We start from the raw sequence: 14,185 nt of genomic DNA, 5'->3' as shown, positions 1-14,185 counted from the left end.
AAAGTGCGAATTGTTCGCATCGGTTGCGTTACTACACATGGGTCCAAGCAATGAAGTCCAGGGCAAGTTCGGTGGCAGGCGGTTCGGTCAAACAATGGTTCGGGGGCTCGGTCCTGGTGGTGGCGTTGTCAGCGCTGAACATGGCCCAGGCCGCGCAGCCCAGTGAGCAGCACAGCGCCCAATTTCGCTTCGATATCGCCGCCAAACCCTTGCCCCAGGCCCTGAGCGATTTCAGTCGGGTGACCGGGATCAGCGTGGTCTACACCGATGAAGCCCCGTATGGCGTGACAGCGCCAGCTATTAGTGGGCAGATGAGTGCCGAGCAAGCCATGCAGCGGCTGTTGAGCGGGTCGGCAATGACGTTCCGCCAGACCGACGGTCATACCCTGGTCCTGGAACCAGTGCCCAGCGCCGGCGTCCTGAACCTGGGGGCGACCACCATCACCTCAGTGCAGGACGCGTCGCTGAGCTACCAGCCGCCGGCAACCACCTCGATTGCGCGCTCCTCGGCCACGCTGCAGGAAATCCCCCAGACCATCAACGTGGTCGCCGCCCAGGTCTTGCGTGATCAGGCGCCGCGTAACCTCGACGATGCCCTGGCCAATGTCAGCGGCATCACCCAGGGCAATACGCTGGGCAGCACCCAGGACTCGGTGATGACTCGCGGTTTTGGTGACAACCGCAACGGTTCGATCATGCGCGACGGCATGCCGATCGTGCAGGGACGTGGACTGAATGCCTCGGTGGATCGGGTCGAGGTGCTGAAGGGGCCGGCCTCCCTGCTCTACGGGATCCAGGACCCGGGCGGGGTGGTGAACATGGTCAGCAAGAAACCCCAGATGCAGGCTTACAACGCCCTGACCGCACGCGGCTCGAGCTACGGCGACGGCAAGAACGGCAGCGGCGGCAGCCTGGACAGCACCGGCGCACTGGGGGAATCCGGACTGGCCTATCGGTTGGTGCTGGACCACGAAGACGAAGATTACTGGCGCAATTTCGGCACCCACCGCGAGAGCCTGGTCGCACCGTCGCTGGCCTGGTACGGCGACCGCACCACGCTGCAATTTGCCTACGAACATCGCGAATTCCTCTCGCCATTCGACCGTGGCACCGCCATCGATCCGCTGACCAATCACCCGTTGGACATTCCGGCGGAGCGACGTCTCGACGAGCCGTTCAATAATATGCAAGGTCGCTCGGACCTCTACCACTTCGAGGCCGACCACCAACTCAACGACAACTGGAGCGCGCACTTCGGCTACAGCTGGAACCGCGAAACCTACGACGCCAGCCAGGTCCGCATCACCGCGATCGACCCGGCGAAGGGCACGCTGACCCGCAACATGGACGGCACCCAGGGCGCCCTCAGCACCGACCGCTTCACCACCGTCAGCCTGCAGGGCCAGGTCGAGACGGCCGGCATCCAACACGACCTGGTGCTGGGGGTGGATGACGAGTACCGCAAGATCTACCGTGCCGACCTGATCCGCCAGAAAAGCCGGGCGCCGTTGTTCAGCTACCTCGATCCGGTCTATGGTCGAGAGGTGGCGGGCACCACCGTCAGCGCCGCGGACAGCGCGCAGACCGACCTGCTGCGCAGCGACTCGGTGTTCCTGCAGGACTCGATTCACCTGAACGAGCAGTGGATCCTCGTCGCCGGGGGGCGTTTCCAGGAGTACGACCAGTACGCCGGCAAGGGCCGTCCGTTCAAGGCCAACACCGACACCAACGGCCAGAAGTGGGTGCCCCGCGCCGGCCTGGTGTATCGCTACAGCGATGCGTTGTCGTTCTATGGCAGCTACACCGAATCCTTCAAGCCCAACTCCACCATTGCCCCGCTGAGCGGCAGCAGCACGGTGCTCGATGGTAGCGTCGCGCCGGAACAGGCCAAGTCCTGGGAGCTGGGAGCCAAGCTCGATCTGCCGGGGCGCATGACCGGCAATATCGCGCTGTTCGACATCAAGAAGCGCAACGTGCTGGTGGCCAACTCCGAGGGGCCGGTGACGATCTACAGTGCGGCGGGCGAGGTCCGCTCGCGGGGGTTGGAAATCGACCTGAGCGGGCAGTTGAGCGAGCGCTGGAGCATGATCGGCAGCTACGCCTACACCGACGCCGAGGTCACTGAAGACCCGACCTACCAGGGCAAGAAATTGCAAAACGTCGCCCGCAATAGTGGGTCACTGTCGGCGGTCTACGACTTCGGCAGCCTGATCGGTGGTGATCAACTGCGCGTCGGGGCTGGCGCGCGCTATGTCGGCGAACGGGCCGGTAACGCAGTCAACGACTTTGACCTGCCGGGCTACACCGTGGCGGATGCCTTCGCCACCTATGACACTCGGCTCGACGGGCAGAAGGTCAAGTTCCAGCTCAACGTGAAGAACCTCTTCGACCGCACCTACTACACCTCGGCCGCCAGCCGCTTTTTTGTCTCGATGGGCGATTCGCGGCAGGTGTCGTTGTCCAGTACCTTGGAGTTTTGAGAGCGGGTCGAGGGAACCCAAGCAACGAAATGCTTGCTAAAAAGTAGCGGGTTGACGGTGAGTGCCGGCTTAGCGTCTTGTCGGCACTGGAGCATGACTCATGATGAGTCACGCCAGTTGCCCGCCCGCTGAGTCGGGGGCTATGCATAAAAGGACTTTTATGATTACCCGAAAATGTTTTTACAGAGGGGGGCTAGCCATTGCCCTGGCCCTGTTACTGAGTGCTTGTGCCTCGGTACCCAGGAGCGAATCGGTCAATACCCTCGATCAACTGCTCAATGATCCAGTCCTGGAGGGCTCCCTGGTCTCTCTGACTGTTCGCGATGCCGATACAGGAACCTCGCTCTATCAGCGCAATGGCATGACGCGGTTGCTGCCAGCCTCCGGCCTGAAGCTCCTGACCACGGCAGCCGCCATGGAGGTGCTGGGAGCCGAATTTGGTTTTTCGACTCAGGTGTTGACTGCTGGACAGTTGAAAGGCGATCGACTGGACGGCGACCTGTACCTTCGAGGTAGCGGCGACCCGAGCATTCAGGCCGAGGATTACCAGCGGTTGGCCGCTGACCTGGCCGCACTTGGCATAAAGCGTGTCAGGGGTAATGTGCTCATCGACGACACCGCGTTCGATTCCGTCAGGCTGGGAGTCGATTGGGCCAATGATGATGAAAGTGCTGCCTATGCGGCGCAGATTTCAGCTCTGAGCCTGTCTCCCGACAGTGATTTTGATGCCGGCACGGTTATCGTCACCGCCCGCGCCACCGTTGAGGGCGACCCGGTCGTCGTCAATATCCACCCGGCAAACACGATTATGACGGTTACCAACAGTGTGACCATCGGTGCTGCCAATACCCTCAGGGTCAGTCGTGAACATGGCAGCAATCGACTGTTGGTCAGCGGGACATTGCCAGCCGGCACCGCTGCTCGCAAATGGGTCAGTGTCTGGGAACCGACCCGTCTGGTGGCGGATGTTTTCCATCGGGCCCTGATAGCCCAGGGTATAAAGGTCGATGGGCGCACGGTGATCGGAGTGACCACTCCCTCAGGAGCAAGGCCGTTGGCCGCTCATGACTCGTTGCCTTTGGCGCAGTTGCTGACACCCCTGCTCAAGCTATCGAACAACAACATGACAGAAGTTTTACTTAAAACGATGGGGCGTAGCACCGGCAATGTGGGTACTGCCGAGTCTGGCATCGCCGTGGTCAACAGCTTCTTGCAGCGGCACGGGCTTCAGGGCAGCGCGATTGTTCAGGTCGACGGATCGGGCTTGTCCCGACGCAACCTGATTTCGACGCAAAGCCTGACGGATCTGTTGTTACGTGTGCGTCATCAACCCTGGTTCGACTACTGGTATGCGGCACTGCCGATTGCAGGCAACCCTGAACGGATGCTCGGCGGTACCTTGCGTAATCGTCTGCGTGGAACCTTTGCGCAGGATAACTTGCACGCCAAGACCGGAACGATGACTGCGGTTTCGTCGTTATCCGGATACCTGCGCAGCGTAGAGGGACGTGCGCTGGTATTTGCCATGATTTCCAACAACTACCTGGCCGAAGGTGCTGCAGTTAAAAGTCTGGAAGACAAGGTCGCCGTGGCCCTGACCCAATGGAGTGACTGAGCTCAGATGCGCGACAACGCCTGGCGGTAGTCGCCGGGCGTGCCGTGCATGGCCTGGCGGAAGCGGTTGGTGAAGTGGCTGGCGCTGGCAAAACCGCAGGCCAGGGCAATCTCGCCCAAGGGTTGCCGGGTGCTGCGCAGCAGGTACCGGGCCTGGGCCAGGCGGCGGGCCAGCAGGTATTGATGGGGCGGCAGGCCGAAGCTTTCACGGAACATCCGCGCAAAGTGGTACTCCGACAGCGCGCACAGGGCCGCGAGTTGGCCAAGGCTGATGGACTGCTCCAGATGACTGTCGATGTACTCCACCAGCAGCCGTCGTTGATGGGCGGCCAGGCCACCCTTGAGTCGCAGCCCCTGACGCAGGCCAACCTGGTTGAGCAGGGTGTGGCTGAGCATTTCGTGGGCCAGGCTGCTGGTCAGCAGGCGCTCGCCGGGTTCATCCCAGTCCAGGGCGATCAGTTGGTGAAAGCGTCGGGCCTGCAACGGGTCGTCAAGAAAGGTGCCTTCGCGCAGGTGCAGCGCACGGGGTTCGCGATCGAGCAGGGTGACGCAGCCGAGGGCGAACTGTTCCTGGCTGAAGTACAGGTGGGCCAGGCGGATTTCACCGTTGATCACCCAGGCCGACTGATGTTCGGCGGGTAACACGCAGAGCTTGTTCGGGCCGCCCGTGGTACCAGGCTGTTCGCGGCGGAAGGTCCCGGTGCCACCGGCCAGGTAGCAGGACAGGGTGTGATGCCCCGGGGCTTGGTAATCCTGGGCGTCGTGATAGTTGCTCCACAGGGCTGCAGCCATGCCGTCACCGAGCTCGGCGCTGTGCTCGAGACGAGCATGGGGCGAGCGGTTGAGGGCTTGAAACACTTGCAGGGTTTCCAGTGCGGGCATGATCGTTTCTCCAACGTCTTGCATCCTACTCCGTCGGCCTTTCGGTGCCAGCCCGGCAACGGATAAAAGCGCAAGTTTATGCAAGCGCGCCACACGCCTGCGGCACAGACTGAAGGCCATCTTCAGGAGTTGCCGCCATGAACCTCTCGTTATACCTGCTGACTGTGCTGATCTGGGGCACCACCTGGATCGCCTTGAAACTGCAATTGGGGGTCGTGGCCATACCGGTGTCGATTGTCTATCGCTTTGGCCTGGCCGCCCTGGTGTTGTTCGTGATCCTTCTGCTCAGTCGCAAGCTACAGGTAATGAACCGTCGTGGGCACCTGATCTGCGTGGCCCAGGGGCTGTGCCTGTTCTGCATCAATTTCATGTGTTTCCTCTATGCCAGCCAGTGGATCCCCAGCGGCCTGGTCGCCGTGGTGTTCTCCACCGCGACGCTATGGAATGCGTTGAATGCGCGGGTGTTCTTCGGCCAGAAAATCGCCCGTAACGTGCTGATGGGCGGGGCACTGGGCCTGGGCGGGTTGGGGTTGTTGTTCTGGCCGGAGCTGGCGGGGCACACTGCCAGCCCGCAGACGCTGTTGGGCTTGGGCCTGGCGTTGCTCGGTACGCTATGTTTTTCGGCGGGCAACATGCTCTCCAGCCTGCAACAGAAAGCCGGTCTCAAGCCCCTGACCACCAACGCCTGGGGCATGGCCTATGGGGCGGCGATGCTGTCGCTGTACTGCCTGGTCAAGGGCATTCCCTTCGACATGGAATGGAACAGCCGTTACATCGGTTCGCTGTTGTACCTGGTGATTCCGGGGTCGGTAATCGGTTTTACCGCTTACCTGACGCTAGTTGGGCGCATGGGCCCGGAGCGTGCGGCCTATTGCACGGTGCTGTTTCCGGTGGTGGCGTTGAATGTCTCGGCGTTCGTCGAGGGCTATCAATGGACTGCGCCGGCACTGGCCGGCCTGGTGCTGGTGATGCTGGGCAACCTGCTGGTGTTTCGCAAACCCGCTGTGCGGATCAACTCGGTCAAAGCCGGTCTGGCATGAGCGGGGCCGTGTGTTAGTTGTCGTTATCCAGCGACAGATAGATTAACGCGGGAAACATATATTCGAGATTACTGCGGGCCCAATCGAAGGCGTTGCGGTTAGTCGAGTATTCCATGTCAAACCATTCGTTGAGAATGATGATGTACATGACGTAGTAAACAGTGATGGCAGTGGTCAAACCGACGATTGCCATTTTTTTTGCGCTGCGAAACTCCTTATGGCTGGCATTGATGTTTCGATAAAGCTGATAGGTGCCAATCAGGCAGCATAACGTAAAGATGGTTTCCAGGGTGATGATCGTCCAGTAGAAACGATGATGGAACAACTTCGATGTTACGGCCCTGTAGCGTCGTGAGTCGTTGCCTTCGGTGCTCGTCATGCTGAGGATGTCACCGACATATTCGTAGTAGGCCGTATAGTCGGTGTAGTTGTTGATAAGGGTAAATATTCCGAACACGCCGGCCATTAATACAACTAGTATTTTGCTGCGCCGTATTGCGCAAATAGTGGTGAATTTTGTCATGCGCGTTATCTCCGATTGTTAGCCGCATTTAATGCGCTTTTTTGTGCTAGTCGAAGTTATAACGCGCGTGCGAAAGTTTGTCGCGAGGCGAGTGGCGACTTTTGTCGCTTGATGTTGTGCGGTCGTTAGTTGGTTAGTTGTTGTGGCAGGTCGAAGTAGTCTGCGTAGTGGCGCATGAAGTTGGCGGCACGTATGCAACAACGTGCCGCCGGCCCCTCATCCTTGCCACACCTGCGGGTTGACCAGGTCTTGCGGCCGTTCGCCCAGTAAGGCGCTGCGCAAATTGGCCAGGGCGCGGTTCGCCATGGCGTCGCGGGTTTCGTGAGTGGCGGAGCCGATGTGCGGCAAGGTCACGGCGTTTTTCAGGGCAAACAGCGGCGACTGTGCCAGCGGTTCCTTTTCATAGACGTCCAGCCCCGCACCGCGGATCCGGTTGTCTTGCAGGGCCTGGATCAATGCCGCTTCATCGACCACCGGGCCACGGGAAATATTCACCAGAATTGCGCTGGATTTCATCAGGCCCAGTTCACGATGACTGATCAAATGGCGAGTCTTGTCGCTGAGCGGCACCACCAGGCAGACGAAGTCGGCTTCGGCCAGCAATTGCTCGAGGCTACGAAATTGCGCGCCCAGTTCCTGTTCCAGTGCGCTCTTGCGGCTGTTGCCGCTGTACAGGATCGGCATGTTGAAGCCCAGGCGACCACGTCGGGCAATGGCCGCGCCGATATTGCCCATGCCGACAATGCCCAGGGTCTTGCCGTGCACATCACAACCGAACAACGGCGCGCCGACACTGGCTTGCCATTGCCCGGCCTTGGTCCAGGCGTCCAGTTCGGCGACTCGCCGAGCGCTGCTCATCAGCAGGGCGAAGGCCAGGTCGGCGGTGCTTTCGGTCAGCACGTCCGGGGTGTTGGTGAGCATGATCCCGCGTTCGTTGAAGTAGTCCAGGTCATAGTTGTCGTAGCCCACCGACACACTGGAGACCACTTGCAGTTGCCCGGCGTTTTCCAGTTGCGCCCGGCCCAGCTTGCGTCCGACGCCGATCAGGCCGTGGACGTGGGGCAGGGCTTCGTTGAACTGGGCGTTGATATCACCCTGCTTGGGGTTGGGCACGATCACGTTGAAGTCTTGTTGCAGGGACTCGACCATGGCAGGCGAGACACGGCTGAAGGCAAGGACAGTCTTTTTCATCGCAGGAAGGCTCGTCAGGCGGGGGAGAATGCCAAGCAAGCTATCATTCTTGCTGGGGTTTGCGCGAGTCCCGGGATGATTTGGATAGCCTCGGTAGACGTGGCTTAGGGTTGCGCCCTTTTTCTCTAATGTGGGAGCGGGCTTGCCCGCGATGGCGATCTCTGCCGGCAATCCCCCCAATCCCCCGTAGCAGCTGTCGAGCCCGCGAGGCTGCGTTCGAGGACGCACTCCTCGCCGCGTTTCATTTACCGACGGTGCAGGTGAATCAAGCGCGCAATCAGTTGCTGAGCCGCGCCCCACTCAAACTGCCACTGAGCTCATACGCCGTCAGTTCCGCCTGATGGGCTGCGAGGATTTCCGGAAGCGAGCCCCGCAGGTATTCCACCCAGGTCTTGATCTTGGCATCCAGGTACTGGCGCGACGGGTAGATGGCGTACAGGTTCAGCTCCTGGGAGCGGTAGTTGGGCATCACCCGTACCAGCGTGCCGTTGCGCAACCCTTCAATCGCCGCGTACACCGGTAGCACGCCTACCCCCATGCCGCTGGTGATCGCGGTTTTCATCGCATCGGCGGAGTTCACCAGGAACGGCGAGCTGTTGATGGTGACCATTTCCTGGCCTTCGGGGCCGTCGAACAGCCATTTTTCCAGGGGGATCACCGGGCTCACCAGGCGCAGGCAGGCGTGGTTCAGCAAGTCGCTGGGCTTGTGTGCGCAGCCATTGGCTTTGACGTAGGCCGGTGAGGCACAGACGATGCTGTAGGTGATGCCCAGGCGCTGGGAGACGAAGCCTGAGTCCGGCAGTTCGCTGGCGAGCACGATGGACACGTCGTAGCCCTCGTCCAGCAGGTCCGGCACGCGGTTGGCCAGGGTCAGGTCGAAGGTCACGTCGGGGTGGGTCTTGCGGTAGCGCGCAATTGCGTCGATCACGAAGTGCTGGCCGATCCCGGTCATGGTGTGCACTTTCAACTGCCCGGCCGGACGCGCATGGGCGTCGCTGGCTTCGGCCTCGGCTTCTTCGACATAGGCCAGGATCTGTTCGCAGCGCAGCAAATAGCGTTTGCCGGCTTCGGTCAGGGCAATGCGCCGGGTGGTGCGGTTGAGCAGGCGGGTTTGCAGATGGGCCTCAAGGTTGGAGACCGCGCGCGAGACATTGGCTGTAGTGGTATCAAGCTGCACGGCGGCGGCGGTAAAACTGCCGGCCTCGGCGACACAGCTGAAGGCGCGCATGTTTTGCAAAGTGTCCATGGGGAGCTCTCAAGGGAGATGGCAAATTGTGACACGAAGTTACAAGGTTCAGGCATTCAACCAAGGGATTATCTCGCTAACGGTAACAAAGATTCACAAGATTCCCAGCTTATCGCCGCGCAGGCCCAGCCCTAGAATCGTGCCGATTGGAAATCTCCCCCTCCTCAGGAATTTGCAGCAGTGCCGCGTCGCATCAACAGAGAGTTGAAGACTCTCAGTGTCTGGGCTTTATCGTTAGCAATCAGCGGCTGCATCGGAACCGGAGGTATTGCCCCACAAGGCAAGGCACTCGATGCCAATACATTGGCCACAGATGTCGCCATCCAGAGCGCGATCCAGGATGCTCACTGGCCCAGCGCCCAGTGGTGGCAGGCCTATGGCGATCCGCAGCTCAATGCCTGGGTCGACCTGGCTTTGCAGGGTAGCCCAAGCATGGCCATGGCCGCGGCGCGAGTGCGCCAGGCCCGGGCCATGGCCGGGGTGGTGGAATCCGCCGAGTCGTTGCAGGTCAACGCCGACAGCACCCTCAAGCGCCACAACTGGCCCACCGATCAGTTCTACGGCCCGGGCGAGTTGGCCAACTCCACCACCTGGGATAACAACGCCGCACTGGGTTTCAGCTACGCGCTGGATCTCTGGGGGCGCGAAAGCAATGCCAGCGAGCGAGCCGTCGACCTGGCCCACATGAGCGCCGCCGAAGCGCGCATGGCCCAGCTCGAACTGCAGAACAACGTGGTGCGGGCCTACATCCAGCTTTCCCTGCATTACGCCCAGCGCGACATCATCGCGGCGACCCTGGCCCAGCAACAACAGATTCTCGATCTGGCGCAAAAGCGCCTGGACGGCGGCATCGGCACCCATTTTGAAGTCAGCCAGGCGCAGACCCCGTTGCCGGAAACCCATCGCCAACTGGACGCGCTGGACGAAAGCATCGCCCTGAGTCGCAACCAGCTCGCTGCCTTGGCCGGCAAGGGCCCGGGGGAGGGCGCGCGTTTGCAGCGTCCGACCCTGGCCCTGGGGGCGCCATTGAAGCTGCCGTCGGCGCTACCGGCGCAATTGCTCGGGCAACGTCCAGACGTGGTTGCCAGCCGCTGGCAGGTAGCGGCCCAGGCGCGCGGTATCGAGGTGGCGCACGCCGGCTTCTACCCCAATGTCGACCTGGTCGGCAGCCTCGGCTACATGGCCACCGGCGGTGGGGCGCTGGAGTTCCTGACCGGCAAGAAACTCAACTACAGCGTGGGCCCGGCGATCTCCCTGCCGATCTTCGACGGTGGGCGCCTGCGTGCGGAACTGGGTGAGGCCGCGGGCGGTTATGACCTGGCCGTGGCCAAGTACAACCAGACCCTGGTCAATGCCCTCAAGGGCATCTCCGATCAGTTGATCCGCCGTGAGTCGATGGACAAGCAGCGAGATTTCGCCGCCGAGTCGGTGGCTGCCGCGCAGAAAACCTATGACATCGCGATGATCGCCTACCAGCGCGGCCTGACCGACTACCTCAATGTGCTCAACGCGCAAACCCTGCTGTTGCGCCAGCAACAGGTGCAGCAGCAGGTCCAGGCCGCACGCTTGAGTGCCCACGCCGAACTGGTCACAGCCCTGGGTGGTGGCCTCGGAACCGGCGCCGATGCGCCCGCCGAGGGCCAACTGCAGGCGCCGCCCACCCCAGCCATTCTTTCTGCCCTCGACCACTGACAGGACACCATGACTCCCTTGCCTGCACCACTGCGCTGGCTGTACGCCCTTGACTGGCGCCGTGGTTTTTTCGACTGGGCACGCAGCGACGGCGTGACCTGGGTCTACATCTTCAAGGTGCTGATAGCCGCATTCTTGACCCTGTGGCTGGCCATGCGCCTGGAGTTGCCGCAACCGCGTACGGCGATGATCACGGTGTTCATTGTCATGCAACCGCAGAGCGGCCAAGTGTTTGCCAAGAGTTTTTACCGCTTCCTCGGGACCCTGGCGGGTTCGGCGGTAATGGTCGGGTTGATCGCCTTGTTCGCGCAGAACACCGAGCTGTTCCTTGGCACCCTGGCGATCTGGGTCGGGATCTGTTCGGCGGGTGCGGCGCGTTATCGCAACTTCCGCGCCTACGGTTTTGTGCTCGCCGGCTACACCGCCGCGATGGTCGGCCTGCCGGCCCTGGCGCACCCGGAAGGGGCGTTCATGGCGGCGGTATGGCGGGTACTGGAAATCTCCCTGGGGATCCTCTGCGCGACCCTGGTCAGCGCCGCGATCCTGCCGCAAACCGCCAGCGCTGCGATGCGCAATGCCTTGTACCAACGCTTCGGGGTGTTCGCCCTGTTCGTCACCGACGGCCTGCGCGGGCGCAGTCAGGCCGACAGCTTTGAACGGCGCAACGTCGGTTTCATCGCCGAAGCCGTGGGCCTGGAAGGGCTGCGCAGCGTCACGGTGTTCGAAGACCCGCACATGCGGCGGCGCAACGGTCGGCTCAGTCGCCTGAACAGCGAGTTCATGGGCATCACCACCCGTTTCAATGCCTTGCACCAGTTGCTTGAGCGCCTGCGTGGCAGCGGCGCCGACCAGGTGATCGCGGCGATCAAGCCAGGCTTGCAGGACCTTGCCGAATTGCTCGACGGCTTTTCTGGCCGGGCCCTGACCCATGCCGATGCGGCGCGCCTGGCGATGCAACTGGCTGACTACAAGGATGGGCTGAGGGCGCGAGTGCGTAGCCTGCGCGCGAGCTTCCAGGAGAGCGCGCCAAGCGACGCCGATCAACTGGATTTTCATACCGCCTATGAGCTGCTCTATCGGTTTGTCGACGAGCTGCACAGCTATGCCCAGACCCACGCCTCGCTGGCCGAGCACAGCCACGAACGCGAGCAGTGGGATGAGCCCTACACCCCGAAAACCAACTGGCTGGCCTCGGCCGCCTCGGGGATTCGGGCCGCGTTCATTCTGTTGGTGCTGGGCAGCTACTGGGTCGCCACGGCCTGGCCGAGCGGCGCCACCATGACCTTGATCGCGGCGGCCACGGTGGGTCTTTCCGCCGCCACGCCGAACCCCAAGCGCATGGCCTTCCAGATGGCCTGCGGCACATTGCTGGGCGCGTTGATCGGCTTCGTCGAGATGTTTTTCATCTTCCCCTGGATCGATGGTTTCCCGCTGCTGTGCGTGATGCTGGCGCCGGTGGTCGTGCTCGGCTCGTTCCTCTCGTCACGGCCGCAATATGCCGGGGTTGGCCTGGGCTTGCTGATCTTCTTCAGCACCGGTTCGGTGCCGGACAACCTGACGATCTACAACCCCTACACCTTCATCAACGACTACATCGCCATGGTCATGGGCATGCTGGTGTGCGCGGCAGCCGGGGCAATCATTCTGCCGCCCAACAGCCGCTGGTTGTGGCGCCGCCTGGAGCAGGACCTGCGCGGGCAAGTGGTGTATGCCATCAGCGGCAAGCTCAAAGGCCTGGCATCGAGTTTCGAAAGCAGCACCCGCGATTTGCTGCACCAGGCCTATGGCCTGGCGGTCGGGCAGCCCCAGGTGCAACGGGATCTGCTGCGCTGGATGTTCGTGGTGCTGGAAGTCGGCCACGCGATCATCGAGTTGCGCAAGGAGCAGGCGATCCTGCCGGTGCATCCGGCCTATGCCGAATCGCAACCCTGGCGGCAGGCGATCCGGGTCATGGGCCGCGCCTTGGTGCGGCTATTCCTGCAACCGGGGCAGAGCAACCTGGAGCGCGCACTGGTAGCCGTCGATCATGCCATCAGCCGAGTCCAGGCCGCCGACGAACCCTTCGCCCCGCACTTCGACACCTCGCCGCTGCGCCGGGTGAAGAGCTACCTGCATTTCATCCGCACTTCGCTGCTCGACCCGCAATCGCCGCTGGCCGCCCTGCAAGGACCTGACCATGCCTCGTGAAATTGCTTTCCATGGCGTCTACATGCCGACCATGACCCTGATGTTTTTCATCGCCGCGGCACTGGCCTGGGCGCTGGATCGGTTCTTGTCCGGGTTCGACCTGTACCGTTTTTTCTGGCACCCGGCGCTGTTGCGCCTGAGCCTGTTCATTTGCTTGTTCGGCGCCTTGGCGCTGACTGTCTACCAGTGAGACCGCTTCGATGAAAAAGCTTTTCAGCCTGCTCGCTACCCTGTTGGTGCTGGCCCTTGCGATGTGGATCGGCCGGACCCTCTGGGTGCATTACATGAACACCCCCTGGACCCGCGATGGCCGGGTACGTGCCGACATCATCAATGTCGCCGCCGACGTCAGCGGTGAAGTGGTGGACGTACCGGTGCGCGATAACCAGTTGGTGAAACGCGGTGAGCTGCTGATGCAGATCGACCCCGAGCACTACCTGATCGCGGTCAAGCAGGCGCAGTCGCTGGTGGCCTCGCGCAAGGCCACCTGGGAGATGCGCAAGGTCAACGCCCACCGGCGCGCCGACCTCGACAACCTGGTGATCTCGCGCGAGAACCGTGACGACGCCAGCAACATCGCCGACTCGGCGCTGGCGGACTACCAGCACGCCCAGGCGCAGCTGGAAGCAGCGCAACTGAACCTCAAGCGCACCAAGGTGCTGGCTGCGGTGGACGGCTATGTCACCAACCTCAACGTGCATCGCGGCGACTACGCGCGCATCGGCGAGCCGAAAATGGCGGTGGTCGACATGAACTCGTTCTGGGTCTACGGCTTCTTCGAAGAAACCAAACTGCCCCGGGTGCGCGTCGGCGATCAGGCCGACATGCAGTTGATGAGCGGAGAGGTCCTCAAGGGCCATGTGGAAAGCATTTCCCGCGGCATCTACGACCGCGACAACCCCGAAAGCCGCGAACTGATCGCCGACGTCAACCCGACCTTCAACTGGGTGCGCCTGGCGCAACGGGTGCCGGTACGGATCCACATCGACGAGGTCCCGGAGGGGGTGCTGCTGGCAGCGGGGATTACCTGCACCGTGGTGGTCAAGCAGACGCCGTGAGGTTTCTGGCTTGCGATATCGCGGCGTAGGTATCTACACAACTGTGGTGCGACGTTGCACCTGTGGGCCTCTGGGGTGTTGGATTAGGCGGAGTACATATCCATTTCTTCGGTAACGGCCACTTATGGTTCCGCTCTGACAGTGGCTCACTTTTGAGAGCGCAAAAGTAAGCAAAAGGCTCTTGCCCCACCACTCGGTGCCTCGCTTAGGCTCGGCATGCCCGTACTCCGACATTGATTTGGGGGGCCGCCGCAATGGGCCCTCCCTGGCCC

11 protein-coding genes are annotated in these 14,185 nt (G+C 61.9%); 7 read left to right on the top strand and 4 right to left on the bottom strand.

Annotated features, from left to right (window positions below; all coding sequences use genetic code 11):
- Positions 1 to 50 precede the first annotated feature (50 nt).
- Positions 51 to 2,480, top strand: a complete 2,430-nt coding sequence (locus tag ACIOVD_RS23735) for a TonB-dependent siderophore receptor (RefSeq protein WP_401130542.1) — start codon at positions 51 to 53, stop codon at positions 2,478 to 2,480.
- Positions 2,481 to 2,640: 160 nt separating this feature from the next.
- Complete coding sequence (gene dacB / locus ACIOVD_RS23730) at positions 2,641 to 4,095, top strand: D-alanyl-D-alanine carboxypeptidase/D-alanyl-D-alanine-endopeptidase (protein ID WP_401130540.1); 1,455 nt, start codon at positions 2,641 to 2,643, stop codon at positions 4,093 to 4,095.
- A gap of 2 nt (positions 4,096 to 4,097) precedes the next feature.
- Here dacB and ACIOVD_RS23725 read toward each other — a convergent pair whose 3' ends face one another.
- Complete coding sequence (locus ACIOVD_RS23725; RefSeq protein ID WP_095169419.1) at positions 4,098 to 4,976, bottom strand: AraC family transcriptional regulator; 879 nt, start codon at positions 4,974 to 4,976, stop codon at positions 4,098 to 4,100.
- A gap of 137 nt (positions 4,977 to 5,113) precedes the next feature.
- Between ACIOVD_RS23725 and ACIOVD_RS23720 the strand changes: the two genes are divergently transcribed.
- Positions 5,114 to 6,016 carry a DMT family transporter gene (locus ACIOVD_RS23720; RefSeq protein WP_401130537.1) on the top strand — a complete coding sequence of 301 codons (903 nt, stop codon included), beginning with the start codon at positions 5,114 to 5,116 and terminating at the stop codon, positions 6,014 to 6,016.
- A gap of 13 nt (positions 6,017 to 6,029) precedes the next feature.
- Here the strand turns inward: ACIOVD_RS23720 and ACIOVD_RS23715 are convergent, their stop codons facing one another.
- The 3 genes from ACIOVD_RS23715 to ACIOVD_RS23705 form a co-directional block, all read right to left on the bottom strand.
- A complete protein-coding gene (locus tag ACIOVD_RS23715; protein ID WP_401130535.1) occupies positions 6,030 to 6,539 on the bottom strand; it encodes a DUF2165 family protein in 510 nt (169 codons plus the stop codon).
- Between the two features lie 216 nt (positions 6,540 to 6,755).
- Positions 6,756 to 7,730 (bottom strand): 2-hydroxyacid dehydrogenase, encoded by a 975-nt coding sequence (locus ACIOVD_RS23710; protein ID WP_401130533.1) that lies wholly within the window; start codon positions 7,728 to 7,730, stop codon positions 6,756 to 6,758.
- A 277-nt stretch (positions 7,731 to 8,007) separates the two neighbouring features.
- Entirely contained in the window at positions 8,008 to 8,976 is a 969-nt protein-coding gene (locus ACIOVD_RS23705) for a LysR family transcriptional regulator (protein WP_095169423.1), read from the bottom strand.
- Positions 8,977 to 9,156: 180 nt separating this feature from the next.
- Between ACIOVD_RS23705 and ACIOVD_RS23700 the strand changes: the two genes are divergently transcribed.
- From ACIOVD_RS23700 to ACIOVD_RS23685, 4 genes are read left to right on the top strand one after another with little or no spacing between them, the layout of a single operon-like run.
- The gene (locus ACIOVD_RS23700; RefSeq protein WP_401130531.1) at positions 9,157 to 10,668 is read left to right on the top strand and encodes an efflux transporter outer membrane subunit; all 1,512 of its coding nucleotides are present in this window, start codon (positions 9,157 to 9,159) and stop codon (positions 10,666 to 10,668) included.
- A 9-nt stretch (positions 10,669 to 10,677) separates the two neighbouring features.
- Positions 10,678 to 12,855, top strand: coding sequence for an FUSC family protein (locus tag ACIOVD_RS23695; RefSeq protein WP_401130529.1), 2,178 nt, complete (start codon positions 10,678 to 10,680; stop codon positions 12,853 to 12,855).
- On the top strand, positions 12,845 to 13,045 hold the full coding sequence (locus ACIOVD_RS23690; RefSeq protein ID WP_095077709.1) for a DUF1656 domain-containing protein: 201 nt from the start codon (positions 12,845 to 12,847) through the stop codon (positions 13,043 to 13,045). The genes ACIOVD_RS23695 and ACIOVD_RS23690 overlap by 11 nt, the downstream gene beginning before the upstream one ends.
- Before the next feature lie 10 nt (positions 13,046 to 13,055).
- Positions 13,056 to 13,913 (top strand): HlyD family secretion protein, encoded by an 858-nt coding sequence (locus ACIOVD_RS23685; RefSeq protein WP_159993875.1) that lies wholly within the window; start codon positions 13,056 to 13,058, stop codon positions 13,911 to 13,913.
- Positions 13,914 to 14,185 lie beyond the last annotated feature (272 nt).

Origin of the sequence: Pseudomonas sp. NPDC087626, assembly GCF_044743405.1 — a bacterium.
Classification (GTDB): Bacteria; Pseudomonadota; Gammaproteobacteria; order Pseudomonadales; family Pseudomonadaceae; genus Aquipseudomonas.
This window is presented reverse-complemented; position numbering and strand designations above follow the sequence as displayed.

Coding starts and splice junctions, on each gene's coding strand:
- dacB (WP_401130540.1), top strand. CDS start 2,641: ATGATTACCCGAAAATGTTTTTACAGAGGGGGGCTAGCCATTGCCCTG.
- ACIOVD_RS23710 (WP_401130533.1), bottom strand. CDS start 7,730: ATGAAAAAGACTGTCCTTGCCTTCAGCCGTGTCTCGCCTGCCATGGTC.
- ACIOVD_RS23685 (WP_159993875.1), top strand. CDS start 13,056: ATGAAAAAGCTTTTCAGCCTGCTCGCTACCCTGTTGGTGCTGGCCCTT.
- ACIOVD_RS23720 (WP_401130537.1), top strand. CDS start 5,114: ATGAACCTCTCGTTATACCTGCTGACTGTGCTGATCTGGGGCACCACC.
- ACIOVD_RS23715 (WP_401130535.1), bottom strand. CDS start 6,539: ATGACAAAATTCACCACTATTTGCGCAATACGGCGCAGCAAAATACTA.
- ACIOVD_RS23735 (WP_401130542.1), top strand. CDS start 51: ATGAAGTCCAGGGCAAGTTCGGTGGCAGGCGGTTCGGTCAAACAATGG.
- ACIOVD_RS23695 (WP_401130529.1), top strand. CDS start 10,678: ATGACTCCCTTGCCTGCACCACTGCGCTGGCTGTACGCCCTTGACTGG.
- ACIOVD_RS23705 (WP_095169423.1), bottom strand. CDS start 8,976: ATGGACACTTTGCAAAACATGCGCGCCTTCAGCTGTGTCGCCGAGGCC.
- ACIOVD_RS23690 (WP_095077709.1), top strand. CDS start 12,845: ATGCCTCGTGAAATTGCTTTCCATGGCGTCTACATGCCGACCATGACC.
- ACIOVD_RS23725 (WP_095169419.1), bottom strand. CDS start 4,976: ATGCCCGCACTGGAAACCCTGCAAGTGTTTCAAGCCCTCAACCGCTCG.